This window comes from Pseudomonas sp. FW215-R2 (assembly GCF_058789255.1).
The window spans coordinates 81,846-105,727 of sequence record NZ_JBYTBO010000008.1 but is presented as its reverse complement, the minus strand read 5'-3'; the positions used below and the strand labels follow the sequence as shown (position 1 = coordinate 105,727).

Below are 23,882 nucleotides of genomic sequence, written 5' to 3'. Positions count from 1 at the left end.
TCAGGGGATTATTCCTACGGATAATGCCGACCCTTTTTTCGCAAACTTGAGCTTCCGATTCGCTTATGTTGTCCAGAACCCTGCTGTGCCTTGCTGTCTTCAGTGCGTCCACGCCCTTGCTTGCCGATACCGTCTGGTTGAAGAACGGTGACAAGCTGAGTGGCAAAATCACCCTGTTCGACGGCGGCAAGTTGCTGGTCCAGACCCAGTACGCCGGCGCGGTCACCATCGACTGGAAGCAGGTGAAGACGCTGGAAAGTGATCAGGAGCTGCTGGTCAAGCAGGACGCCTACAGCGGCGAAAAAGCCAAATCGCTGACCGCCGCCGAAGACGGCAAGGTCACCCTGGCCAACGGTGAGGCGCCGAAAACCGTCGAGCTGGCGAGCATCCAGCAGATTCTCAAGCCCAAGCCCGTGGTCGAGGATCTCGTGTGGAAGGGCAATGTCGACCTGGCCCTGGATTATCAGCGCGCCGAAAAGGACACCGACGACTACGACATCGGCTTCAAGACCTCTGCACGTCACGGGCGCTGGCGACACACCGCCGAGGGGGAGTACAACCGCGAAGTCCAGGATGAGGTGGTGACCACCAACAACTGGCGTGCCGAATACGCACTGGACCGCTTCCTGACTGATAAGTGGTTCTGGCAGGGGCGCCTGAACTACAAACGCGATTACGTCGAAGAGCTGTCGCGCCAGCGGGTGGTCGGTACCGGTCCGGGCTATCAGTTCTGGGATGACGAACTGGGCGCGTTCTCGCTCGGCTCGCTGCTCAACCGCACCGACTACGAGTACAGCGATGGCGGCAAGGACAACTTCTACTCCGTCGCGATGAAGTGGGACTACAACCGCTACCTGATCGGCAAGAAGGTGCAGTTCTTCACCACCGGCGAGATTGGCAAGCCACTGTCGGACGTCGCCAACTATGCCCTGGATTCGGAAGTGGGCCTGCGCTACAAGGTGACGGACTGGGCCTCGCTCAATCTCAAGGCCGAGCGTGACATCATCAGTGGTACCAAGGATGCTGATCTGAACAAGACCCGCTACACCGCCGGGTTTGGCGTGGCCTGGTAAGGTCATCCAGGAAAAAGAATCGCAACCCTCATCAGGTTGCGATTTTTTTGTCGGTACAAAACAGACGCCCACAAAAAAGCCCCGCTTTTAAGGGCGGGGCTTTTTACTAAAGAAGCTACAAGTTAGATAACTTGTACTTCTTCAGCTTGCATGCCTTTCTGACCGCGGGTAGCGATGAAAGAAACCTGTTGGCCTTCTTTCAGGCTTTTGAAGCCGTCGGATTGGATAGCTTTGAAGTGAACGAACAGGTCGTCACCGGATTGTGGAGTGATGAAGCCGAAGCCTTTTTCATCGTTGAACCACTTAACGGTACCGGTTTGGCGATTAGACATGGTGTAACTCCTTGAACAAAGATAACTGCGACTCAGGAAGAACCCTGGCCGAGACTGAGTGCAAAGAGCAGGAAAAATTCTTGTAGATGGTTGGATCGAAATTCAACATATCGTGTAGAGATTCTCAGTGACACAAGCAGCACAGTGGCGCCACCTTAACCCTTTTTCCGGAACGTGCCAATGCTTCTTGCGAAGGTTTCTCCGTTTTAAGGATCGGCGGTGTGACGGTTCGTCGCCAGGCCGCGTAATTCCTGCATGTTCGGCGAGAATTGCAGCCCGGACTTTGAACCCGGCGGCGCGCCCGGTAAGATGCCGGACAGATTTTTTCCACCTCGCTATTCAGGACACCCCGCCATGAGCATCAAATCGGACAAGTGGATTCGCCGCATGGCGCAGGAACACGGCATGATCGAGCCGTTCGTCGAGCGCCAGGTGCGCGGCAGCGACGACAGCCGTGTGATCTCCTACGGTGTGTCGAGCTACGGCTACGATGTGCGTTGCACCAATCATTTCAAGGTGTTCACCAACATCAATTCGGCCATCGTCGATCCGAAAAACTTCGACGCCGGCAGCTTCGTCGACGTTCACAGTGACGTCTGCATCATCCCGCCGAACTCCTTCGCCCTGGCCACGACCGTTGAATACTTCCGTATTCCGCGCAATGTCCTGACCATCTGCCTGGGCAAAAGCACCTACGCCCGTTGCGGCATCATCGTCAACGTCACCCCGCTCGAGCCTGAGTGGGAAGGCCAGGTGACCCTGGAGTTCTCGAACACCACCAACCTGCCGGCGAAGATCTACGCCAACGAAGGTGTGGCGCAGATGCTGTTCCTCGAATCCGACGAGGAATGCGAAGTTTCCTACAAGGACCGCGCCGGCAAGTACCAGGGCCAGCGTGGCGTGACCCTGCCACGTACCTGAGCCGTCCATCCGGCAGTTACCGGGAATTCTTCGGCGGGTAGACACTCTATGGGGTGTACTGCCCGTTTCGCGAACAGCGGGACGGGCCTTCGCCGAGGAGTGCTCCATGAAGATCGATCCGCAAATCACTGCCGAACTGGCAAGGCTCGAGCCCAATCAGGTTGGCGTATTGGCCTGGTCGTTGCTGGCACACCCGCCCATCACCACGGCCGGCGGAATCCCTCACCAGCCTGATCCCGATACCCCCAACGAAGAGCCGACCGAACCCGGCGAGCCTACGTTGCCGGATAAACCGCCACCGGCGCCCGTTGCCTGATCCGTGAGTGAATGCATGGCCCGTCGGCTGATGTCCTGAAAGACTTCAGCCGACGGGCCATATTTCGTTATGGGGACCCTGCCGGCAGGGCTGCGGGCTTACTTGAGGTTGCCGCTGAGAAACTGCTTCAGGCGTTCGCTCTTCGGATTACCCAGCACTTCCTCCGGCGCGCCTTCTTCTTCCACCAGCCCTTGGTGCAGGAACAGCACCTGGCTCGACACCTTGCGCGCAAAACTCATCTCGTGGGTCACCATGATCATGGTCCGGCCTTCTTCGGCCAGGCCCTGAATCACCTTCAGCACTTCGCCGACCAGCTCCGGGTCGAGTGCCGAGGTCGGCTCGTCGAACAGCATGACCTCCGGCTCCATCGCCAACGCGCGGGCAATGGCCACCCGTTGCTGCTGGCCGCCGGACAGGAAGGCCGGGTACTGATCGGCCACCCGTGCCGGCAAGCCAACCTTGTCCAGATAACGACGGGCGCGGTCGTCGGCCTCCTGTTTGCTGCAGCCCAGCACCCGGCGCGGGGCCATGGTGATGTTCTCCAGCACGGTCATGTGGCTCCACAGGTTGAAGTGCTGGAACACCATCGCCAGCCGCGTGCGCAGGCGTTGCAGTTCATTGGCGTCGGCGACGTGCATGCCGTGGCGGTCGGTGACCATGCGGATCGCCTGGCCGTCGAGGCTCATCGCGCCGTCGTTGGGTTGTTCGAGAAAGTTGATGCAGCGCAAAAAGGTGCTTTTGCCCGAGCCGCTGGCGCCGATCAGACTGATCACGTCACCGGTCTTGGCCTTGAGCGAAACGCCTTTGAGCACCTGATGGTCGCCATAGCTTTTGTGCAGGCCTTCTACGGTCAGTTTGTACATGGGACAGGCATCCTCAAGGCGAAAGTAAGTAGCCGCTGCGATAGGCTTCGGCGCCCGCGACGTGGGCGATCACCATGCCGGCCGTCGCCATGCGCCGCAGCGAGCGGGCATAGAGCAGACCGGAAGCGGTGCAATGGACTGGCGTGACCCGGTCAGTGATCGGATCGATGATTTCGGCAATTTTCTGCCCGGCCTCCAGGTACTGGCCGGGCGTGGCGGTGTACACCAGCAGCCCGCCGAGCGGTGTCACGACCGGCTCCACACCCGCCAGCGGCGTGGCGGGGAATGGCAGGTGCGGCAGCGGTTTCGGCTCGCCGGCGATGGCGCCGAAGTGGATCAGGTAATCGAGCAAGGCTTCACAGTCACGGCTGGCCAGCGGATGGGTGACGTCCCCTTGACCACGCAACTCGACCGTTACCGAGAAACTGCCCAGCGGAATCTCGAAGTGTTCGCCGAAGCGCTCCTTCAATTGCCACCACAGCAGGGTGAAGCACTCATCGAACGACTGGCCGCCGGAGTCGGTCGCCAGCAGGCTGGCACGGGATTCGATGTAGCGCGCCAGCGGCTCGACCTGCGGCCAGGCCTCGGGCGTGGTGTAAAGGTGGACGACGGATTCGAAATCGCAGTGCAGGTCCAGCACCATGTCCGCGTCACAGGCCAGCCGTTGCAGGGTCAGGCGCTGGGATTGCAGCTGAGTCGTGGCGGTGTGGCGGGCGAGGGCGTTGCGCAGGCTGGTGCGGATCAGTTCGAGGTTGCGCTGCGGGTCGTCGCAGAGCTGCGATTCGATTTCGTTACCGATCTCTTCGCTGAGGTCGACGAACCAGCGGTTGAAGTTCTGCCCGCTCTCCAGTTCGTAGCGGCCCAGCGGCACGTCCATCAGCACCTGTTCGAGGCCGACCGGGTTGGCTACCGGCACCAGCACGATTTCACTGCGCAGGCGGCCGGCGGCTTCCAGCTCCGCCAGGCGCTGCTTGAGGTGCCAGGCCACGAGCATGCCGGGCAGTTCGTCGGCGTGCAGCGAGGACTGGATGTAGATTTTGCCTTTGGCCTTGTCCGGGCCGAAGTGGAAGCTGTGAATCTGTCGCGCGGTCCCCGGCAGCGGGGCCAGCAGGTCATGTATCTGGTGGCGCATTGCAGAGAGGTCCTAGTGAGTCGGCCCGAGGAAGGCCAGCCATCGGCGTTCGGCGAGGCGGAACAGGCCGACCAGCGCAAAGGTGATGGTCAGGTAGATCAGCGCGGCGATGCCGAACGACTGGAACGTCAGGAAGGTCGCCGAGTTGGCGTCCCGCGCGACTTTCAGAATGTCCGGGATGGTCGCGGTGAAGGCCACGGTGGTCGAGTGCAGCATCAGGATCACTTCGTTGCTGTAGTACGGCAACGAGCGACGCAGTGCCGACGGCATGATCACGTAGGCATACAGCTTCCAGCCGGTCAGGCCGTAGGCCTTGGCCGCTTCGACTTCGCCGTGGTTCATGCTGCGGATGGCCCCGGCGAAGATCTCCGTGGTGTAGGCGCAGGTGTTGAGGGCAAAGGCGAGGATCGTGCAGTTCATCGCATCGCGAAAGAAACTGTCGAGCAGCGGCTGGGCGCGCACGGCGGCCAGGCTGTAGATGCCGGTGTAGCAGATCAGCAGCTGGATATAGAGCGGCGTGCCACGGAACAGGTAGGTGTAGAACTGCACCGGCCAGCGGATGTAGAAGTGCGACGAGACACGGGCGATCGACAGCGGAATCGACACGATGAAACCGAAGAAGATCGAAGCGCTGAGCAACCACATCGTCATCGCCAGCCCGGTGATGTTCTGGCCGTCGGTATAAAGGAAGGCTTTCCAGTAGTCCTGCAGGAGTTCGATCATCGTACGGCCTCCCGGGCACCGGCGGCGTAGCGGCGTTCGAGCCAGCGCAGGATGACGTTGGAAACACTGGTGATCAGCAGGTAGATCAAGGCGGCGAGTACCAGAAAGAAGAACAGTTGATAGCTGCTTTTGCCGGCGTCCTGGGCAGCCTTGACCAGATCGGCCAGGCCGATGATCGAGACCAGCGCGGTGGCCTTGAGCATTACCATCCAGTTGTTGCCGATACCGGGCAGGGCGAAACGCATCATTTGCGGGAACACCACGTAGCGAAAACGCTGTCCGCGCTTGAGCCCGTACGCCGTGGCGGCTTCAACCTGGCCACGCGGTACGGCGAGGATCGCGCCACGGAAGGTTTCGGTGAAATACGCACCGTAGATAAAGCCCAGGGTCAGGACCCCGGCGCTGAACGGATTGATTTCGATGTATTCCCATTCCATGTAGTCGGTGAGCGTCGTCAGCCAGGTTTGCAGGCTGTAGAAGATCAACAACATCAGCACCAGGTCCGGCACCCCGCGAATCAGCGTGGTGTAGAGCTGGGCAGGCAGGCGCAGCAGTTTGACTTTTGACAGCTTGGCACTGGCACCGAGCAGGCCGAGCAACACGGCCACCAGCAGCGACAACGCCGATAATTTGATGGTCATCCAGGTGCCTTCCAACAGCAAAGGACCGAAGCCCTTGAGGCTGAAGGCGGAGAGCCCCAGATTTTGTAAGAGGTTTTCGAACATAAATCAGCAACCTGACTGAATGAAAAAGGCGCCCATCGAGGATGGGCGCCGGGGCATTATTTGCCGCTGTACAGATTCAGATCGCCAAAGTGTTTCTTTTGAATCTCGGCGTATTTGCCGTCGTCGTGTAACGCTTTGATACCTTTATCCAAAAGCGCTTTCAGCTCGGTGTTACCTTTCTTAATACCGACAGCGGTTTTGGCTGGCAGCAACGGTGCGTCAACCGGTTCGCTGACTGCGTATTCGGCGCCCTGCGGCGACTTCAGAAAGCCCAGTTCGGCCTGCAGCATGTCCTGAATACCCGCATCGAGACGGCCGGAAGTCAGGTCGGAATACACCTGATCCTGGTTGGCGTAGGCCTGGGTTTTCACGCCGGCCTTGTCCAGCACGGCTTTGGCATAGGCTTCCTGAATGGTGCCTTGCTCGTAGCCGACGGTTTTGCCTTTCAGGGAGGCCACGTCGTTGGTGATGCCCGAACCTTTCTTCGACACATACGCAGTCGGGCCGGAGAACAGCTCGCTGGAGAAGTCGATGACTTTTTCGCGGGCTTCGGTGACGGTCATCGACGAGATCACACCGTCGAATTTATTGGCCTTGAGGCCCGGAATCATGCCGTCGAAGTCGCTTTCGACCCATTTGCACTTGACCTTCAGCTCGGCGCAGATCGCGTTGCCCAGGTCGATGTCAAAGCCCACCAGACTGCCATCGGCCGCTTTCGACTCGAACGGTGCGTAGGAAGGGTCAACGCCAAAACGCAGCTCTTTGTATTCCTTGGCCAGTGCGGAACCGGCGGCCATGCACAACGCCAGTGCAGAAAGGGTCAGCAATGCTTTTTTCATTATTCAATCCCTAAGAACCAATATGAGCGCTTGTGGCGCAGAATTATTGTTACTGGAACGCTTACGACTTATAGAAAGTAGCAATTTCCGAACCAGAGTCCCGAACAAGTGTTTTAAAAGGTGTAGGAAGTGAGGGCGCAGCCGCAACAGTGCCCGAAAACGGGCACCGAAAAAGCGTTGCACCTTTTAAGCGCAGGAAGGGCTTTTACGGGACAGGAATCAGACCAGCAGATCCTGCAAGGTCGCCAGACTGTCCGCTTCGTCGACGGTCTTGTCCTGGCGCCAGCGCAGCATGCGCGGAAAGCGCACGGCGATGCCGCTCTTGTGCCGGCGCGACAGGGCGATGCCTTCGAAACCCAGCTCGAAGACCAGGCTGGGCGTCACGCTGCTGACCGGGCCGAATTTTTCCACGGTGGTCTTGCGCACGATGCTGTCGACTTCGCGCATTTCCGAGTCCGAGAGCCCGGAATAGGCCTTGGCGAAGGGCACCAGTGCGCGCGGGCTGGCGCCGGGCGGGCCGTCCCATACCGCGAAGGTGTAATCGCTATACAGGCTGGCGCGCCGGCCATGCCCGCGCTGGGCGTAGATCAGCACCGCGTCGACGCTGAACGGGTCGACTTTCCATTTCCACCACACGCCCATGTCCTTGGTGCGACCGACGCCGTACATCGCGTCCCGGGCCTTGAGCATCATGCCCTCGACGCCCAGTCGCCGGGAGGCTTCGCGTTGACGGGCGAGGTCGAACCAGTCGCTGCCGGTCAGCACCGGGGAGGGCAGCAGCACCGGGTTGTTGCACTGCGCGATGACGTGCTCCAGTTGTTCGCGGCGTCGGGATTGCGGTTGGTTGCGCCAGTCTTCGCCCTGCCATTCCAGCAAGTCGTAGGCGAGGACGACCACGGGCACGTCTTCGAGGATCTTTTTGTCCAGTGTCTTGCGACCGATCCGTTGCTGGAGCAGGGCAAAGGGTTGTACCGCCGGTGGCGCCGTCGATTGCGGGTCGAACACATCTTCGGTGGTGGGATGCGAGTTTTTCCAGACCACGATTTCGCCGTCGATCACCGTGCCGTCGGACAAACCGTGGACAAGGCTGTCGAGTTCGGGGAAGCGCTCGGTTACCAGTTCTTCGCCACGGGACCAGATCCACAGGCGTCCATCACGCTTGACCACTTGCGCGCGGATGCCGTCCCACTTCCATTCAACTTGCCAGTTGCTGGCCGGGCCGAGCAGGGCTTCGAACTGTTCGACCGGTTGCGACAGACCGTGGGCGAGAAAGAACGGATAAGGCTGACCGCCGCGTTGGGCGTGCTCGGTGCTGGATTCGGGGGCGATCAGTTTCAGGTAACTGGCGGCGTTCGGCCGGTTGGACAGATCGGTGTAACCCACCAATCGTTGCGCCACGCGTTTGCTGTCCAGTCCGGCCATCGACGCGAGGGCGCGGGTCACCAGCAGTTTGGACACGCCGACCCGAAAACTGCCGGTGATCAGTTTGATGCACAGCATCAGGCTCGACCGGTCGAGTTGCGCCCACAGTGCCGGCAACTGCCGAGCCAGGTACTCCGGGGTTTCACCGCGCAGGGGCAGCAGTTTCTGTTCGATCCATTCGGCGAGTCCGACCTCGGAGGTGTGCGGGTTTTCCGGCAGTACCAGCGAGATGGTTTCCGCCAGATCGCCGACGGCTTGATAGCTCTCTTCGAACAGCCACGGCTCGAGCCCGGACACCTCGACCGCCAGATCCCGCAGGATTCGCACCGGGATCAGTTGCCGTGGTCGTCCGCCCGACAAAAAGTACACCGCCCAGGCCGCATCCTCCGGTGCCGCCGTGGCGAAGAAGGTCTGCATGGCCGCGAGTTTCGCCTTGCTGGAGGTGGTGGCATCGAGTTCGGCGTACAACCCGGCGAAGTCTTTCATGGTTGCACCTCGGCAACGGCGGGTTCGACGGCGATGTTGTCTTGTTCGTCGTCACCGTATTCGGTGTTGAAGCCTTGGGCGTCCAGCCCTTGTTCGCGCAGGTGGCGGACCAGCACGCCGATCGATCCGTGGGTGACCATCACCCGTTCGGCGCCGGTCTGTTCGATGGCCCACAACAGGCCGGGCCAGTCGGCGTGATCCGAGAGCACGAAACCGCGATCCACGCCGCGCCGCCGACGGGTACCGCGCAGGCGCATCCAGCCGCTGGCGAAACCGTCGCTGTAGTCGCCGAAACGTCGTATCCAGCTGCTGCCACCGGCCGAGGGCGGGGCGATGACCAGCGCCTGACGTAGCAACGGATCGTTTTTCTTCACGTCGCCGGCGTAGATCGTCGGCGGCAGATACACACCGGCCTCGCGATAGACCCGGTTCAGCGGTTCGACCGCGCCGTGGCTAAGGATCGGGCCGAGGGTTTCGTCGATGCCGTGCAGGACTCGCTGGGCCTTGCCGAACGAATAGCAGAACAGCACGCTGGTCTTGCCGGCCTCGATATTCGCCTGCCACCACTGGTTTATTTCGCCAAACACCTGTGCCTGCGGCTGCCAGCGATAGATCGGCAGGCCGAAGGTCGATTCGGTGATGAAGGTGTGGCAACGCACTGGCTCGAAGGGCGCACAGGTGCCGTCGGGTTCGATCTTGTAGTCGCCGGACGCAACCCAGACTTCACCGCCGTATTCCAGACGTACCTGAGCCGAACCCAGAACGTGCCCGGCGGGGTGAAAACTCAAGGTGACGCCCTGGTGGCTCAGGCGCTGGCCGTACTCGAGCGTTTGCAGGTTGATGTCCTGACCCAGTCGCGCGCGCAGAATCCCTTCGCCGGCGCTGGCGGCCAGATAGTGTGCGTTGCCGGTGCGGGCGTGATCGCCATGGGCATGAGTGATCACCGCGCGTTCGACCGGGCGCCACGGATCAATGTAGAAATCCCCGGCGGGGCAGTACAGGCCTTCGGGGCGGGCGATAACAAGGTCCATGGCGTTACCGGAATGGAGGGACTTGTTAGCTATGAGGTTTGCGCGAAGTCAGAAGTTCGATTGATTTTGCGGATACCGCATGATCGTTCCCACGCGGAGCGTGGGAACGATCATGGGGGGTTACTTGCCGGGAGTGAGGGTCAACCGCGTCTTGCCATACACCCGATCAAAGTTCTGCGGCTGCATCGGCAACCCGATGTACTGGCCCTTGAGCCACGGATCGATGCCGTTCAGGTAGTTCGGGCTCACCGGGTTACCCGATTGCCCCGTACCGTTCTGGCCCATCAGCGGTTCGCTCTGACCGAAGTCGACGATAAAGCGCATCGATGGCGCACGGGTGGTGTTGAAGTCCTGACCCCAGGCAAACGCCGCCGTATTCAGCGTCGTGTGATCGCCACCGGCCGCGAGCGGGCCGCGAACGGTCTGGCCGTTGGCATTCTTCCACTCGTAGCGGTGCAGTTTGCCCCACTGCCAGGCTTTGTGATCGCCACCCAACTGACTGTCGCCGGCGCTGATCGCCGCTGCCAGACTGCGGGCGAGGATGGCCGGTTTGTCTTCTTTTTGCGGCGTGCGGGCGTCGTCCCAGAACGGACTGTCTTCGCGGCCCAGCAGGTGGTCGGCCTGGGCGGCGTAGGACAGATCGCCATTGGCGATAAACGCCTTCCACGCCGGGCTGCTTTGCGGGCCAAGCTCGTCGAGGAAGATCTGCTTCATGCTTTCCTGCAGGAACAGCTCGTAGATCGCCGCGTCAGCGGAAGTCGGGCTGAGCTTGCCGTCGAACGCCATCAGACGGGTGAAGGCCTCGCGGGCCTTGCTACGGTCCGCTTCCGGCAGGGCGTCGATCGCCTGTTTCAGCGGCTGCGCCATGCCCGGGGCTTCGAACATCTTCTTCAGCTTGGCGGCGAAGGTGGTGGTCTGGTCGTACTGCATGGCGATCATGCTGCGACCGTCATGCTTGGCGCCGCCGGCCAGTTCGGCCAGGCGCTCGCCACGTTCCGGCGCTGCCCAGGAGTTGGACAGTTGCATGCCGTAGCCGTGAGGAATGACGCGCTGGTTGGCGGTGCCGAGCCAGCCTTGGCTCGGGTCCTGATCGTACGGGTGCAGCATCGGGTCGGCGTAACCGTCCCAGTCGTAGCGACCTTCCCAGCCCGGCGATGGCAGCAGGCCTTCGCCTTCGCGGCGGTTCGGGAAACGTCCGGTGACTTGCCAGCCAATGTTGCTGGCATCGGCAAACACCAGGTTCAGCGCGATGGCGCGGATTTCCCGGCTGGCGTCGGAGGCGCGTTCAACGGTTTGCGCGCGACTCAGATCGAAAAACGCATCGAGGGATTTGTCGTCGGTGAAGCTCGGGGTCTGTAAGGCCAGGCCGAAACCTGCGCCTTGAGCTGCGGCCTGGGCGCTGTTGAGCAGCGCGCCGTGGCGGGTTTCGTACACCGCTTCGCGAATCGGCCGCTGGCCTTTGACGAAATAGGTTTCGTTGCGCACGCCCAGCGGCTGCCATTTGCCGTTGACCTCGTAGGTCAGGCTGCTGCCCTGGCGACGGATTTTTTCCAGGAACAGGTCCTGGTTGTCGCCGAACACGCTGGTCAGGCTCCACGCCACTTTGCCGTTGAATCCGCCCAGCACCATCGGCAGACCGGCGACGGTCACGCCGGCGGCCTGATATTTCGGTGCGTGAATCTGCACGAAACTCCACAGCGACGGCGCGGCCAGCGGCCCATGACTGTCGCTGGCCAGCAGGCTCTTGCCGCTGCGGCTGCGTTGCGGGGCAATCGCCCAGTTGTTCGCAGTGCTGGCGCCGAGCAGGTTCATCGCCGCCAGTTGTTCGCTGGCGTTGCTCAGTTCGCTCAGGCCGGGAATCTGCCCGTTGAGCTTGATGCCTTGCAACTTGTCGGCTTCGGCTACCGGCAGGTTTTCGTCAGGGGCGGACGGGGTCAGCCAGGCGAGTTTGTCGGTGGTGACGGTCTGCGCCAGCACCAGCGAAGCAATTTCTTCCGGCAGGTTGGCCGACTGGCTGAAGTTCAACAGGCAGAAAATAAGCGCCGAATCTTCCGGTTTCCAGTACTCCGGCTTGTAGCCACTGGAGGCCAGATCACCCGGCAACTTGTCGGCGTAGCGGAACAGGTAGGCGTTGACGCCCCGCGCATAGACCTCGAAGAAGCGCTTGAGCCGTGGCGACGAAGCCTTGTACAGCTCGCCGGCGCTTTTCTTCAGGTTGACGGCGCGCATGTAGCGGTCGGCGTCGAGCATCGACGCGCCGGACATTTCCGCCAGACGACCCTGGGCCAGCAGGCGCAGGGTGACCATCTGATTGATGCGGTCGCTGGCGTGCACATAGCCGAGGGCGAACAACGCGTCATGGAAGCTGTTGCTTTCGATCAGCGGCATGCCCATGGCATTGCGGCGTACCGAAACGTTCTGCGCCAGGCCCTTGAGCGGCTGCACGCCGGAGGTGGGCGGGAGGGTGTCCTGAGCGTTCCAGGTCTGGCAACCGGAGAGGCTCAAGACACCGGTCACTGCTGCGGCAACGCCGAACCGGGGAAGAAAATGTGAAAGGGCTGGCGAGGCCATGGCAAAGCTCCTGCGGGGGTGTAGAGGCTGGGGGCGCAATAAAGCCGCTACGTTAGTGAGCAGGAGGGGGCCGCGCAAGCGGGGCGAGCGGTTATTTCTTCCCGTTGATCGTTCCCGCGTACGGGAACGATCAGGCCGGGTGACTCAGGCCTTCGGCGGATTGATCTTCTGCACCAGCGCGTAGGCCTTCACGGTCGCCGGGCGATCCTTGATGTGGTTGAACCAGCGCTGCACATTCGGGAAGTCTTCCAGGTTCTGGCTCTGCCATTTGTGGGAGACGATCCACGGGTAGATCGCCATGTCGGCGATGCTGTATTCGCTGCCGGCGACGAACTCATTGTGGGCCAGTTGCTTGTCCAGCACCCCGTACAAACGGGCGGTTTCATCGATGTAGCGCTTGATCGCGTAGGGGATTTTTTCCGGGGCGAACTGGCTGAAGTGATGGTTCTGCCCGGCCATCGGCCCCAGCCCGCCCATCTGCCAGAACAGCCATTGCAGCGCCACCTGGCGACCACGCAGATCCTTGGGCAGGAACTTTCCGGTCTTTTCCGCGAGGTACAAAAGAATCGCCCCGGACTCGAACAGCGACAACGGCTCGCCGCCATCGGCCGGTTCAGGGTCGACGATGGCCGGGATGCGATTGTTCGGAGCGATCTTCAGGAAGTGTGGCTGAAACTGCTCGCCCTGGCTGATGTTGATCGGGTGCACGTTGTAGCGCAGGCCCGCTTCTTCGAGGAACAGGGAAATCTTGTGGCCGTTGGGCGTGGTCCAGTAATACAGGTCGATCATGGAAAGCTCCAAATCAGGAAAATGGCTTACGTGCGGACAGCAAACGCCGGCTTCAGGTTGTCCTGTGTGCGTTCGATAGCTTGCTTAGTGACAGGAAGTGATGCTCAAGTGCGGGAAATTCAATGACCCCGCGTGAGAAAAATCGCCATGGAGCTTAAGGCCAACGCTGCACTGATCATCATCGACCAGCAAAAAGGCATTCTGGAGCCGCGTCTGGGGCGGCGGAATAATCCGTTGGCCGAAGAGCGAATCCTCGACTTGCTGAACTTTTGGCGGCGCAGCGGCCGGCCGGTGATCCACGTGCAGCACTTGTCACACTCGCCGGAATCGGTGTTCTGGCCCGAGCAGTCAGGTGTGGAATTTCAGGAAAGGTTTTTGCCGCAGGACGGCGAATGGCTGATCCAGAAACAGGTGCCGGACGCGTTTTGTGCAACAAAGCTTGAAGCGAAGTTGCGTGAGGCGGGAATCGAGCAACTGGTGATCGTCGGCGTGGCCACCAACAATTCAGTGGAGTCCACGGCACGCACTGCGGGCAATCTGGGGTTTGATGCGTGGGTGGCGGAGGATGCGTGCTTTACCTTCGACAAGGCCGATTATTTCGGCACGCCGCGTTCGGCAGAAGAGGTGCACGGAATGTCGCTGGGGAATCTGCACGGGGAGTATGCGACGGTGGTCAGCAGCGGGCGAATTCTGGCGGCAGGCTGAAAGCCGCAGGTGACAGTGCTATCGCGAGCAGGCCCGCGATAGCGATCTAACGGGCGAAACGAATGTTCGCCCGAAACATCAAGCGCCGTGGCACTTCTTGAATTTCTTGCCGTTGCCGCATGGGCAAGGGTCGTTGCGGCCGACGTCTTTCAGGGCGTTGCGCACCGGTTCCTGGTGGGCGTGGCCGCAGTTCGGGCCGTGAACATGGCCATGGTCGTGATCATGGTGGTGATGGTCATGATCGTGGTTGCAGTCTGGGCCATGGACATGAGGTTGCTGGGTCATCGGGGTCACTCCGTAATCAAATCGGCGGGGATTATCACGCCATTGCGCTCCAGGTGCACGTAGTGGGCGATGAATAAACCGGTTTCCATCTCGCCCTGCAGGCGATAGGGAACCTGCTGGTGCGGATTCTTCAGCATTTTCACCACCTCTTTGACCTTCGGCCACAGGTTGGTGCGGATCGGCACTTTATAGAAAGCACTGCTTTTGGGACCGACCGTGATCCAGTGCTCATGCTCGCCCTCGGCCAACAACATGTCGGACAGATGCACGCGGTATTCCAGGCCGCGCACGGTCAGGTCACTGTCGTTGGGGTTGTCGATGCGAAAGTGCAGGATGAATTTCTGCTCCAGCAACTTGGCGCGCACCACTTCGACTTTCACCAGATGCACGGCAGGGTCGAGGGTCTCGTCGGCGAACCATGAAGTGCAGCCGCCGAGCCCCGAGAAGCTGATCCCCAGGAACATGAGCAGTGTGAAAGCCTTGAACGTGCGCCATTGACCGAGCATGGTTTAACTCCCTTTGATGCCCAGTCTAGCCTCAGCTGCCGAAATACCCCGCACAGCACTTCTTGAACTTCTGGCCGCTGGTGCACGGGCAGGCATCGTTGCGCCCCAGTTTGAGCTGCACGGTCGGGTCGATGAAGTACCAATGACCGGCGTTCTGCACGAACGAGGAGCGCTCGCGGTGGCTGTGCTCACCCTGGCTGTCATGCCAGCGTGCAGTGAAGGTGACGAAGGCGTGTTCCGGCTGACCGCCGAAGACTTCCGAGCTTTCGACGTCCAGCCCGAGCCACGTGCTCGAAGCGCTCCAGGCGCTGATCGACTGACGATCGAGCCCTGTCTGCTGGGCGGGCAGGGTGGTTGCCACCAGGTAATCGATCAGGCCCAGCACGTAGGCGCTGTAGCGCGAGCGCATCAGGGCTTCGGCGCACGGTGCCGGATGGCCCGCATGATAATGGCCGCAGCAGGCATCCAGCAGGTTGCCGCTGCCGCAAGGGCAAATGGCTGTACTCATTGCATTACCACCAGTATTTCCCGAAGTTTTCCGGATTGGCCCAGAATCGCGAGTTGAGCCAGTCGGGGACTTGTTTGTAGTCAAGCAGATCATAGGTGAACAGGGTCAGAACCTGCTCGTCGCGGGCAAAACGCTCGCTGGCTTGCAGGGCCAGTGAATAGAAGTCCGTTTCCTGCCAGCCGCTGGCCGCCAGGTCCGCCAGCACCGCGATGCGGCTGGCGTTGAGGTTGCGGATTCCGCCCAGCAGATTCAGGCCGTCGCGCTTGGGCAAATGTTCCAGGCAATCGACCACCAGCGCCAGGTCGAAACGGCGTGCCGCCAGTTCCGCCGGCAACGCGCCGGGCGCGGCGTGGGCGACGCAAGTGTCCGGGTGCGCGTCCTTGAACGCCGCCAGTGCGGGGAATTCGCTGGCGCCGATCAGCAGCAGACGGGCCGGGGCGTAGCGGTCCAGCAGGGCGGCCAGTGCCTGCTGTGGCGTGCGGGAAGACAGGGCGACGTTCATCGAAGTTCCTCAATCAGATCGCCAAGACTAGCCTGCCCGGGCGTCGAGGCCTAGATCTCTGTCCTGCGGGTTTGCGCCAAATGCGCCGAAGTCCTGTGAACACGCTCGCAAACAGCAGTGGCCTATTGCTGGCGGAGATTAAAACTCCGGTCTTTACTCCCTGAATCGGTTCTAAGCCGATCCCTCAGGAGAAAACTAGATGAGCATAGTTCGGACAGCATTACCCTTGGTTCTGCTAACCAGTGTGTTGACTGGTTGCGCAGGTTTGCAGAAAACCGACTGGCCGACCTGTGCGGCAGTCGGCGGTGTCGTCGGAGCGGGTCTCGGTGCGACGGAAAGCTCTGCATGGGCAGGCTATGGCGCATTACTCGTCGGCGGTACGGCAGCAGCCTATTGCTGGGTGCACGGTGATGGCGATGAAGACGGCGATGGTGTGCCGGACAGTCGCGACAAGTGCCCGCATACGCCTAAAGGCGTGCAGGTCGATGCTGACGGCTGCCCTCCACCAGCCCCTGCACCAGTGGTTGAAGAAGCTGTAGTGGTCAAGGAAGAAACCATCGTCATCCGCGATGTTCACTTCCAGTTCGACAAGGCCACCCTGACGCCTTCCGATAAACAGGTACTCGACAAGGTCGCCACGCGCCTGAAACAGGAATCGAGCACCGCGCGACTGACCGTGACCGGTCATACCGACAGCGTGGGCAGCGATGCCTACAACAAGAAACTGTCGGATCGTCGGGCGCACTCGGTGGTGGAATACCTGATCCATGATGGTGTGCCACGTTCCAGCTTCGTCTCGGTGACCGGTGCCGGTGAAAGCCAGCCAGTGGCGGATAACAAAACCGCCGATGGCCGTGCGCTGAACCGTCGCACGGAAATCAAAATCGAACGCTAGCCCCCCTCGCATCCGCGGCTTGTGCAGTCGCGGATGCGGGTCTTTACTCCTGTGTAACCGGTATGGGCCGGTGACACAGGAGCTTTCACAATGAGTGTATTCTCAAGGTCCGTCTTGCCGGTGCTGCTGCTTGGCAGCCTCTTGACCGGTTGCGCTACTCACAGCGATGGCACTGCCCCCCTCAATCAACGTACCTGGCCGATCTGCAGCCTCATTGGCGGACTGGTCGGCGGCGGTCTGGGCGCGATTGAAAGCGGTGGCTGGGCCGGTGGCGGCGCAGCGCTGGGGATCCTCACCGGCGGATTGATCTGTTACGCCCAGGATGGCGATGAGGACGGCGATGGCGTGTTCGACCGTCGCGACCGTTGCCCTGACACTCCGGCCAACACCCCGGTCGATCACCGTGGTTGTCCGCTGCCGCAATACCCGGTCGCCGAGAAACCGGCCGAACCGGCCCCGCAATCCGAAGTCATCACCCTGAGCGATGCCGGTAACGTGCTGTTCGACTTCGACAAATCCGACCTCAAACCTGCGGCGAAAAGTCAGCTGGATTCGCTGATGGACAAGTTGCGCAACGCCGATGTGGTGAGCATCAAGGTCATCGGTCACACCGACGGCAAGGGTTCGGACGCTTATAACCAGGCGTTGTCGGAACGTCGCGCGAGCAGCGTGGCGGCCTATCTGCTGAGCCAGGGGCTGGCGCCGGACAAACTCACCAGCGAAGGGCATGGCAAACGGGAACCGGTCGCCGACAACGAGACTGAAGAGGGACGTGCGCAGAATCGTCGTGTGGAACTGCACATCAATCGTTAGGACGTGTCTGTAGTCCGCAGGCTAGAGCTGTCGGGCGATGTTCATCGTCGCCCCGGCAGACATCCGACGAGTGCCCGGAACTTTTTTATTTCCCCCTCTGGCTTATCCCGTACGGAAGCCGTTACTGTGCGCCCAAAGAATAATTCGCAACACGGGGGAGCGTATGAAGGTGTTCTGTGGGCTGGGGCGGTTGTTGACCCTGGTGTTCTGCTGCGTGGTACTGGCCAATCAACTGGTGCCGTTTGTTCATCCGTTGCATCTGCTGGTCAATCTGGCCGCTGTTCTGCTGCTGGCGATCCATCTGCTGGAAGTGCTGCTGTGCAATCGCAGCCTCAAAGGTCGTCCGCACCCGTGGCGTGATCGCGGCCGTGTCCTGCTGTTCGGCGTTTTCCACCTGCAAACCATCCCGGCCCCGGCCGCTCCGGAGGCTTCCCATGCGTAAACTTTGCCTGCTCGCTGCATTCATCAGTCCTTTGGCTTGTGCCCAGGTGGTGAGTGTCGAACCCAATTCCCTGATGCGTTTGCCCAACACCGCCAGCACCTTGCAACTGGAAAAACTGGTGGTCGCCGATTACGGCACCTTGCTGGTGCCCTCCAACGTGACCGAGTTGAGCGTCGGCGAGTTGCAGTTGGGCCGCGAAGCGCGCATCGCCATCGTGCCGGGTGAACAGGCGCTGGATCTGAAAGTCACCCGCGCCGCACTTGCCGAAGGCAGCCGCATCACCGCTCGTGGCGCGCCGGGGACCTATGAAAAAGCGGCCCGTGCCGGACGTAACCTGAATCTGCAATTCAAGGCGCTGAATGCACCGCAGCTGATCGTCGATGCACGCGGCGGCACCGGTGCGCCGGGCTTCGTCGGGCTCGACGGTGCCAACGGTCAGGAACCGGGCTGCACCTGGGGCCAGGCCGGACACGGTTTCGATGGCAGTGACGGCAGCAATGGCCAGCCGGGCGCACCGGGTGCGCTGGTGCGCCTGGAAGTACCCCGTGAGTTTCCGGCCGAGTTGATCAAGGTTGAAGTCGCCGGTGGTGCCGGTGGCCCGGCGGGGCCTGGCGGCAAACCGGGGGCGGGCGGCAAGTCCAAGGGTTGCCTGGTGTATCGCGCCGATGGCGGCAAGAGCGGCAAACCTGGGGCTGACGGGCAGCCGGGGCCTGCGGGAGCGGCGGGGTCTGTCACCGTACAGCGCCTGTAAGCCATCCCCTGTCTGATCGTTCCCACTGAGTGGGAACGATCAGCCTCACTTCAGAACGACGGCCGCGCCGCGGCAATCGCCACCAGCGCCAAACCGACCAACAGATTGAACCCCACCACCTTGCGAATCCGCCCCAGCACTGCCGCACCCGCTGGCCAATCCTTCGCCTGCACCGCCGTGCGCAATTCGGGCAGCATCAATGCTTGAATCCGGATGAACAGCGCTGTCATCACGATGTACAAGCCCATCATCACCTGCACGTACTTCGGTGCCGTCTCGAAGCCGATGTGCTGCAGATGCAACATGCCCACCCCGGTCACCGGCAGCAGAATCACCGCGCCCCACACCCAGCGGAAAAAACCTTGAAACACTTCCACCCACAGGGTCAGTCGTCCGGGGCCGTCCAGAGCCTTCACAGCCGCCGGGCGCAGCACCATCCAGGCGAAAAACATGCCGCCGACCCACACCAGGGCGGCGAGGACATGCAGGGGGTAAACGAGGCTAAAAGGTGTCATTGGGGTACTCCGTTCTGCGCGGGACTGATTAGCGGGGTATGATAGCCGCCGAACCGAACCACTGAAAATTTATCCAGCGTTTTTGCGCCCGACAACACATGATCAGCACTGAACTCAAAACCACGATCCAGGGCGCCTATTCGCGTTTTCTAGAGGCCAAGAGCCTCAAGCCGCGTTACGGCCAGCGCCTGATGATCGCTGAAATTGCCAAGGTCCTCGGGGATATCGACACCGACGACGAAGGCCGGCGCAGTGGCGACCCCGCGATTGTCGCGGTGGAAGCCGGCACTGGTACCGGCAAGACTGTGGCCTACAGCCTCGCCGCAATTCCTACGGCGAAACTGGCCGGTAAACGCCTGGTGATCGCCACCGCGACAGTCGCCCTGCAAGAGCAGATCGTCTACAAGGATTTGCCCGACCTGATGCGCAACAGCGGGTTGAACTTCAGCTTCGCCCTGGCCAAGGGCCGTGGCCGCTACATGTGCCTGTCCAAGCTCGATATGCTGTTGCAGGAAGGCCACGCACAGACCGCCACGGCGCAGTTGTTCGAAGAAGAAGGCTTCAAGATCGAGGTCGATGAGGCCAGCCAGAAGCTGTTCACCAGCATGATCGAGAAACTCGCCGGCAATAAATGGGACGGCGACCGCGACAGCTGGCCCAACGCGCTGGAAGACGCCGACTGGGCGCGCCTGACCACCGATCACAGCCAGTGCACCAACCGTCATTGCCCGAACTTCGGCCAGTGCGCCTTCTACAAGGCCCGCGAAGGCATGGGCAAGGTCGACGTGATCGTCACCAACCACGACATGGTGCTGGCCGACCTGGCACTGGGCGGCGGGGCGGTGCTGCCCGATCCGCGCGACACCATTTATGTGTTCGACGAAGGTCATCACCTGCCGGACAAGGCCATCGGCCACTTCGCCCATTACACGCGTCTGCGTTCCACCGCCGACTGGCTGGAAACCACCGCCAAGAACCTCACCAAACTGTTGGCCCAGCATCCGCTGCCGGGTGACCTCGGCAAACTGATCGAGCAGGTGCCGGAGCTGGCGCGGGAGATCAAGACCCAGCAGCAATTCATGTTCACCGCTTGCGAGCAGATCGCCGATTTCAAGCCCGGCGAAGACGTCGAGGGCCGTGAGCGCCCGCGTCATCGCTTCATCGGCGGGGTGATTCCCGAGCACATGCGCGAGATGGGTATCGAGCTGAAAAAAGGCTACGCCCGTCTCAACGACCTGTTCACCCGCCTGACCGACCTGCTCAAGGAAGGCATGGATGGCGAGGTCAACATCGGCATCGCCAGCAACCAGGCCGAAGAATGGTACCCACTGTTCGGCAGCCTGTTGTCCCGTGCGTCCGGCAATTGGGAGCTGTGGACCGCGTTCACCGCCGAAGACCCGGAAGACAACCCGCCGATGGCCCGCTGGCTGACGCTGGCGGAAAGCGGTTCGCTGTTCGACATCGAGGTCAATGCCAGCCCGATCCTCGCCGCCGAAACCTTGCGTCGCAGCTTGTGGAACGTGGCTTATGGCTGTCTGGTGACTTCGGCGACGTTGACCGCGCTCGGCACGTTCGACCGTTTCCGCATGCGCGCCGGCCTGCCGAAAAAAGCCGTCACCGCCGTGGTGCCGAGCCCGTTCCATCACGCCGATGCCGGCGTGTTGCGGGTGCCGGACTTGAAAGCCGATCCGCGTGATGCTGCCGCTCACACCGCCGCGATCATCCGCGAGTTGCCGGAGCTGGTCGAAGGTTCGCGTGGCACGTTGGTGCTGTTCTCGTCGCGCAAACAGATGCAGGACGTGTTCGACGGCCTCGACCGCGACTGGCGCAAGCAAGTGTTCATTCAAGGCAACCTGTCGAAACAGGAAACCCTGAACAAGCACAAGGCGCGGGTCGATGGCGGTGATTCCAGCGTGCTGTTCGGCCTCGCCAGTTTCGCCGAAGGGGTGGACTTGCCGGGTGCCTATTGCGAGCACGTGGTCATCGCCAAGATTCCGTTCTCGGTGCCGGACGATCCGGTCGAAGCCGCACTGTCTGAGTGGATCGAAGCCCGGGGCGGCAATCCGTTCATGGAAATCTCGGTGCCCGACGCCTCGCTGAAGCTGGTTCAGGCCTGCGGCCGTCTGCTGCGTACCGAAGAAGACCGCGGCACCATCACCTTGCTGGATCGGCGGCTGGTCACCCAGCGCTACGGCAAGGCGATCCTCAATGCGTTGCCTCCTTTCCGTCGTGAAATATCCTGAGACATCGGTGGGCAGTTTTGCCCGCCGCGTTGTCTATCTCTGCGCCATCGCTTTTCCATTGGCCATTGTTGGTCGTTAGGGAGAAATCCGTTCTCATGATTCGTCGTTCGTTGCCTGCCGTTTTTGCCCTGGTTTTCGCTGCGCCTTTGCTGGCGGCACCTGCCGGGCAGCAGACCTTGTTCAACTTTGTCCGCCCCGCCGACGTGGTGAAAGTCGCGACCGAAAACGCCGACCTGCCGCAAGCCAACGCCGAGCAGACCCCCGAGGGCGAAGTGCTGCGCCGGGTGACCTTCAATCCGGTGGCGCGCCCGACCTTGCGCCTGAGCCCGCAGACCGGTGCCTGGGACTGGTCGCAGTCCGGCATGATGAGCCTGCGCATTCAGAGTGCGATGAACTGGGCCGTGACCGTTTACGTACAAATCCAGAGCAACGACGGCAAGACCCTGGTCAGCCGCGTTGATCTGCCAGCCGGCCCGGCGCAGACCTTGCTCGTACCGTTGACCGCGACCTCGCCGCTGAGCCAGGGCATGAAGGCCGGGCCGCTGATGCCAATGACCATCGACGGGCAGCGCGTGTTGCTGGCCAGCAGCAACGGTGAACTGGATCGCAGCCAGGTGGTGTCCGTCAGCCTGTCGATGGACCAGCCGAAAGCCGCGCAAAGCCTGTTGCTGGAGCGCTTTGGCGTGCAGGACGAGGGCGAGGTGATCAAAGCCGCCTACGGCAATCTGGTGGATGCCTACGGTCAGTCGACTCGCAGCAAATGGCCAGAGAAAGTCGCCAATGACGAACAACTGAAATCCGCCGCCGCCAAGGAACAGCAACAGCTGAAAACCTGGCTGGCCGAGCGCGAAAAATCGTCGCTGGACAAGTTTGGTGGCTGGAGCAAAGGCCCGGTATTCAAGGCCAGCGGCTTCTTCCGCACTGAAAAGCGTGATGGCCGCTGGTATCTGGTGACGCCGGAAGGCCATCCGTTCTATTCCCTGGGCGTGAACACCGTCAGCCCGGAGGTCAACCAGACCTACGTGGCCGGTCGCGAGTACATGTTCGAATCCCTGCCAAAACCTGACGAGCCACTGGCCAGTCACTTCGGCGAGGGCGACAACCGTGGTGGCAATGGTTCCGATCAGGGCCGTGGCTACGGCAACGGACGCTGGTACGACTTCTATGGCGCCAACCTGCAACGCCTTTACGGCGAACCTTGCGTGACTCCGGCGGCGACTGAGCAAGCGCCTGCCACCCCGTGCAAAGCCACCATCGACGAGCAGAAGTGGGCCAGCCACACCCTCGACCGTCTGCAGGCGTGGGGCTTCAACACCGTCGGCAACTGGAGCGCACCGCAACTGAGCGACGCCGAGCGTGTGCCGTACACCTTGCCGCTGTCGATCGTCGGCGACTACACCAGTATCAGCACCGGCAACGACTGGTGGGGCGGCATGCCTGACCCGTTCGACCCACGTTTCGCCATGGCCACCGAACGCGCCGTGGCGATTGCCGCCCGCGATCACCGTGACGATCCATGGCTGATCGGCTACTTCGCCGACAACGAACTGGCCTGGGCCGGTCCTGGTGATGATCCGAAGTCGCGTTACGCGCTGGCCTACGGCACGTTGAAAATGACCACTGACGTTCCGGCCAAGCGTGCGTTCCTCAAGCAGTTGCGCGACAAGTACCGCAATCAGGCGGGGCTGTCGAAGGCCTGGGGCATCGATCTGCCGGCCTGGGAATTGATGGAGGATCCGGGTTTCGAAGCGCCACTGCCGAATCCGGAGCATCCGGAAATCGAGGCCGACTTCAAATACTTCCAGAAAGTCTTCGCCGACACCTACTTCAAGACCATTTCCGATTCGCTGAAATGGCACGCGCCGAACCAGTTGCTGCTGGGCGGCCGGTTCGCCATCAGCACGCCGGAAGCCGTGGCCTCCTGCGCGCAGTATTGCGACGTGCTGAGCTTCAACATGTACACCCTGCAACCGCAGGACGGCTATGACTTCGCCGCGCTGCGCAGCCTCGACAAACCGGTGCTGATCACCGAGTTCAACTTCGGTTCGACCGATCGCGGCCCGTTCTGGGGCGGTGTGACGCCGTTGAACAAGGAAGAAGACCGTGGCCCGGCCTACGCCAACTTCCTCAAGCAGGCGCTGAGCGAACCGTCGATCGTCGGCGTGCACTGGTTCCAGTACCTCGACCAACCGGTGACCGGACGTCTGCTTGATGGTGAGAACGGCCACTTCGGTCTGGTCGGTGTGACCGACTTGCCGTACCAGGGATTTGTCGAAACCGTGCGCAAGAGCAATCTGGCGACGATCGATCAGCTTGGCAAAGAAGCTGCGAAGGCCGCTGCGGCGGCGGACAAGGCCGGTCACGAAACCGAAGGCGGACGCAAAGGCGAGGCCGGAAAAGGCCCGGGGCAGGGCGCCGGCCATACCGGCGGGCATTCCGGCAACGGCCACTAAGACAGAACCGCCCGGCCCGCCGCTGTTCCCAAAACCCTCAA

Annotated in this window: 25 protein-coding genes; 10 read left to right on the top strand and 15 right to left on the bottom strand. The window is 61.5% G+C overall.

What is annotated here, in order from left to right; genetic code table 11:
- The first annotated feature begins 65 nt into the window (after positions 1-65).
- Positions 66-1,073: a DUF481 domain-containing protein gene (locus tag AC3WRD_RS13280; RefSeq protein WP_102621514.1), complete on the top strand. Its 1,008-nt coding sequence runs from the start codon at positions 66-68 to the stop codon at positions 1,071-1,073.
- 122 nt (positions 1,074-1,195) lie between these two features.
- Here the strand turns inward: AC3WRD_RS13280 and AC3WRD_RS13275 are convergent, their stop codons facing one another.
- Positions 1,196-1,405: a cold-shock protein gene (locus AC3WRD_RS13275; protein ID WP_002554837.1), complete on the bottom strand. Its 210-nt coding sequence runs from the start codon at positions 1,403-1,405 to the stop codon at positions 1,196-1,198.
- A 354-nt stretch (positions 1,406-1,759) separates the two neighbouring features.
- Here AC3WRD_RS13275 and dcd point away from each other — a divergent pair, with 354 nt between their 5' ends.
- Together dcd and AC3WRD_RS13265 are read left to right on the top strand one after the other, a co-directional pair.
- Entirely contained in the window at positions 1,760-2,326 is a 567-nt protein-coding gene (gene dcd / locus AC3WRD_RS13270) for a dCTP deaminase (RefSeq protein WP_007954988.1), read from the top strand.
- 106 nt (positions 2,327-2,432) lie between these two features.
- Positions 2,433-2,642: a hypothetical protein gene (locus tag AC3WRD_RS13265; protein ID WP_096819548.1), complete on the top strand. Its 210-nt coding sequence runs from the start codon at positions 2,433-2,435 to the stop codon at positions 2,640-2,642.
- Between the two features lie 98 nt (positions 2,643-2,740).
- Here AC3WRD_RS13265 and AC3WRD_RS13260 read toward each other — a convergent pair whose 3' ends face one another.
- The 9 genes from AC3WRD_RS13260 to AC3WRD_RS13220 all read right to left on the bottom strand — a co-directional run bounded on the left by AC3WRD_RS13260 (position 2,741) and on the right by AC3WRD_RS13220 (position 13,223).
- The gene (locus AC3WRD_RS13260; RefSeq protein ID WP_096819547.1) at positions 2,741-3,505 is read right to left on the bottom strand and encodes an ABC transporter ATP-binding protein; all 765 of its coding nucleotides are present in this window, start codon (positions 3,503-3,505) and stop codon (positions 2,741-2,743) included.
- Between the two features lie 13 nt (positions 3,506-3,518).
- Positions 3,519-4,637, bottom strand: a complete 1,119-nt coding sequence (locus AC3WRD_RS13255) for a succinylglutamate desuccinylase/aspartoacylase family protein (protein ID WP_102621513.1) — start codon at positions 4,635-4,637, stop codon at positions 3,519-3,521.
- A gap of 12 nt (positions 4,638-4,649) precedes the next feature.
- A complete protein-coding gene (locus AC3WRD_RS13250) occupies positions 4,650-5,360 on the bottom strand; it encodes an ABC transporter permease (RefSeq protein ID WP_096819545.1) in 711 nt (236 codons plus the stop codon).
- Positions 5,357-6,085: an ABC transporter permease gene (locus tag AC3WRD_RS13245; RefSeq protein ID WP_096819544.1), complete on the bottom strand. Its 729-nt coding sequence runs from the start codon at positions 6,083-6,085 to the stop codon at positions 5,357-5,359. The genes AC3WRD_RS13250 and AC3WRD_RS13245 overlap by 4 nt, the downstream gene beginning before the upstream one ends.
- Before the next feature lie 56 nt (positions 6,086-6,141).
- The gene (locus AC3WRD_RS13240; RefSeq protein WP_096819543.1) at positions 6,142-6,924 is read right to left on the bottom strand and encodes a transporter substrate-binding domain-containing protein; all 783 of its coding nucleotides are present in this window, start codon (positions 6,922-6,924) and stop codon (positions 6,142-6,144) included.
- Between the two features lie 219 nt (positions 6,925-7,143).
- Entirely contained in the window at positions 7,144-8,832 is a 1,689-nt protein-coding gene (locus AC3WRD_RS13235) for an ATP-dependent DNA ligase (protein ID WP_102621512.1), read from the bottom strand.
- Positions 8,829-9,863, bottom strand: a complete 1,035-nt coding sequence (locus AC3WRD_RS13230; protein ID WP_102621511.1) for a ligase-associated DNA damage response exonuclease — start codon at positions 9,861-9,863, stop codon at positions 8,829-8,831. Before AC3WRD_RS13230 ends, AC3WRD_RS13235 begins: the two co-directional genes overlap by 4 nt.
- Positions 9,864-9,983: 120 nt before the next feature.
- A complete protein-coding gene (locus tag AC3WRD_RS13225; RefSeq protein ID WP_102621510.1) occupies positions 9,984-12,434 on the bottom strand; it encodes a penicillin acylase family protein in 2,451 nt (816 codons plus the stop codon).
- A 144-nt stretch (positions 12,435-12,578) separates the two neighbouring features.
- On the bottom strand, positions 12,579-13,223 hold the full coding sequence (locus AC3WRD_RS13220) for a glutathione binding-like protein (RefSeq protein WP_102621509.1): 645 nt from the start codon (positions 13,221-13,223) through the stop codon (positions 12,579-12,581).
- A gap of 147 nt (positions 13,224-13,370) precedes the next feature.
- On the opposite strand from AC3WRD_RS13220, the gene AC3WRD_RS13215 reads away from it, so the two are divergent.
- On the top strand, positions 13,371-13,928 hold the full coding sequence (locus AC3WRD_RS13215; protein WP_102621508.1) for a cysteine hydrolase family protein: 558 nt from the start codon (positions 13,371-13,373) through the stop codon (positions 13,926-13,928).
- Positions 13,929-14,006: 78 nt separating this feature from the next.
- Here AC3WRD_RS13215 and AC3WRD_RS13210 read toward each other — a convergent pair whose 3' ends face one another.
- The 4 genes from AC3WRD_RS13210 to AC3WRD_RS13195 are packed head-to-tail and all read right to left on the bottom strand — an operon-like array spanning position 14,007 to position 15,729.
- Positions 14,007-14,213 (bottom strand): SEC-C metal-binding domain-containing protein, encoded by a 207-nt coding sequence (locus AC3WRD_RS13210; RefSeq protein WP_007955014.1) that lies wholly within the window; start codon positions 14,211-14,213, stop codon positions 14,007-14,009.
- Between the two features lie 5 nt (positions 14,214-14,218).
- Complete coding sequence (locus tag AC3WRD_RS13205; protein WP_102621507.1) at positions 14,219-14,719, bottom strand: LEA/WHy family protein; 501 nt, start codon at positions 14,717-14,719, stop codon at positions 14,219-14,221.
- Positions 14,720-14,750: 31 nt separating this feature from the next.
- The gene (locus AC3WRD_RS13200) at positions 14,751-15,227 is read right to left on the bottom strand and encodes a YchJ family protein (RefSeq protein WP_096819536.1); all 477 of its coding nucleotides are present in this window, start codon (positions 15,225-15,227) and stop codon (positions 14,751-14,753) included.
- A 4-nt stretch (positions 15,228-15,231) separates the two neighbouring features.
- Positions 15,232-15,729: a DUF6231 family protein gene (locus AC3WRD_RS13195; protein ID WP_102621506.1), complete on the bottom strand. Its 498-nt coding sequence runs from the start codon at positions 15,727-15,729 to the stop codon at positions 15,232-15,234.
- 199 nt (positions 15,730-15,928) lie between these two features.
- Between AC3WRD_RS13195 and AC3WRD_RS13190 the strand changes: the two genes are divergently transcribed.
- The 4 genes from AC3WRD_RS13190 (at position 15,929) to AC3WRD_RS13175 (ending at position 18,630) form a co-directional block, all read left to right on the top strand.
- Complete coding sequence (locus AC3WRD_RS13190) at positions 15,929-16,624, top strand: PA1041 family peptidoglycan-binding anchor lipoprotein (protein ID WP_096819534.1); 696 nt, start codon at positions 15,929-15,931, stop codon at positions 16,622-16,624.
- Between the two features lie 90 nt (positions 16,625-16,714).
- Positions 16,715-17,437: a PA1041 family peptidoglycan-binding anchor lipoprotein gene (locus AC3WRD_RS13185; protein WP_102621505.1), complete on the top strand. Its 723-nt coding sequence runs from the start codon at positions 16,715-16,717 to the stop codon at positions 17,435-17,437.
- 163 nt (positions 17,438-17,600) lie between these two features.
- Entirely contained in the window at positions 17,601-17,879 is a 279-nt protein-coding gene (locus AC3WRD_RS13180) for a DUF1145 domain-containing protein (RefSeq protein WP_096819532.1), read from the top strand.
- Entirely contained in the window at positions 17,872-18,630 is a 759-nt protein-coding gene (locus AC3WRD_RS13175; RefSeq protein ID WP_096819531.1) for a hypothetical protein, read from the top strand. Before AC3WRD_RS13180 ends, AC3WRD_RS13175 begins: the two co-directional genes overlap by 8 nt.
- Positions 18,631-18,680: 50 nt before the next feature.
- Here AC3WRD_RS13175 and AC3WRD_RS13170 read toward each other — a convergent pair whose 3' ends face one another.
- Positions 18,681-19,145 carry a CopD family protein gene (locus AC3WRD_RS13170; protein ID WP_102621504.1) on the bottom strand — a complete coding sequence of 155 codons (465 nt, stop codon included), beginning with the start codon at positions 19,143-19,145 and terminating at the stop codon, positions 18,681-18,683.
- A gap of 98 nt (positions 19,146-19,243) precedes the next feature.
- Here AC3WRD_RS13170 and dinG point away from each other — a divergent pair, with 98 nt between their 5' ends.
- Positions 19,244-21,388, top strand: coding sequence for an ATP-dependent DNA helicase DinG (dinG, locus tag AC3WRD_RS13165; protein ID WP_102621503.1), 2,145 nt, complete (start codon positions 19,244-19,246; stop codon positions 21,386-21,388).
- 95 nt (positions 21,389-21,483) lie between these two features.
- The gene (locus tag AC3WRD_RS13160; protein ID WP_102621502.1) at positions 21,484-23,841 is read left to right on the top strand and encodes a beta-galactosidase; all 2,358 of its coding nucleotides are present in this window, start codon (positions 21,484-21,486) and stop codon (positions 23,839-23,841) included.
- The last annotated feature ends 41 nt before the right edge of the window (positions 23,842-23,882 follow it).